The 1171-nt window shown below is 66.4% G+C and carries 1 protein-coding gene; it reads left to right on the top strand.

Translation table 11 applies throughout. From position 1 onward, the window contains the following. The coding region (locus BLU79_RS47265; protein ID WP_177001479.1) for a B12-binding domain-containing protein at positions 1-1171 on the top strand (1171 nt) is incomplete at both ends.

Raw genomic sequence — 1171 nt, 5'->3', positions numbered from 1 at the left:
TGACCATCGACGAGGAGGGCCAGGCCCGCACCCCGCAGAAGAAGGTCGAGATCGCGGAGCGGCTCATCGACGACCTCACCGGCACCTGGGGCATCCACGAGTCGGACATCCTCATCGACACCCTGACCTTCACCATCTGCACCGGTCAGGAGGAGTCCCGCGGGGACGGTATCGCCACCATCGAGGCGATCCGCGAGCTCAAGCGCCGCCACCCCGACGTCCAGACCACCCTCGGCCTGTCGAACATCTCCTTCGGTCTGAACCCGGCCGCCCGGATCCTGCTCAACTCCGTCTTCCTGGACGAGTGTGTGAAGGCGGGTCTGGACTCGGCGATCGTGCACGCCTCGAAGATCCTGCCGATCGCCCGCTTCGACGAGGAGCAGGTCACCACGGCCCTGGACCTGATCTACGACCGCCGCCGTGAGGGCTATGACCCGCTGCAGAGGCTGATGGCGCTGTTCGAGGGTGCGACGGCGAAGTCGCTGAAGGCGGGCAAGGCCGAGGAGCTGGCGGCGTTGCCGCTGGAGGAGCGTCTCAAGCGGCGGATCATCGACGGGGAGAAGAACGGTCTGGAGGCCGACCTCGACGCGGCCCTGGAGACCCGTCCGGCGCTGGATATCGTCAATGACACGCTGCTGGACGGGATGAAGGTGGTCGGTGAGCTGTTCGGCTCCGGGCAGATGCAGCTGCCGTTCGTGCTGCAGTCCGCCGAGGTGATGAAGACGGCCGTCGCCTATCTCGAGCCGCACATGGAGAAGTCGGACGCGGACGGCAAGGGCACCATCGTGCTGGCCACGGTGCGCGGGGATGTCCACGACATCGGTAAGAACCTCGTCGACATCATCCTGTCCAACAACGGCTACAACGTGGTCAATCTGGGCATCAAGCAGCCGGTCTCGGCGATCCTGGAGGCCGCCCAGGAGCACCGCGCGGACGTGATCGGCATGTCGGGGCTGCTGGTGAAATCCACGGTGATCATGAAGGAGAACCTGGAGGAGCTCAACCAGCGCGGCCTGGCCGCGAGCTACCCGGTCATCCTGGGCGGTGCGGCCCTCACCCGCGCCTATGTCGAGCAGGACCTGCACGAACTGTATGAGGGCGAAGTCCGCTACGCCCGCGACGCGTTCGAGGGCCTGCGGCTGATGGACGCCCTGATCGGCGTCAAGCGCGG

Origin of the sequence: Streptomyces sp. cf386 (assembly GCF_900103585.1) — a bacterium.
Classification (GTDB): Bacteria; Actinomycetota; Actinomycetes; order Streptomycetales; family Streptomycetaceae; genus Streptomyces.
This window is presented reverse-complemented; position numbering and strand designations above follow the sequence as displayed.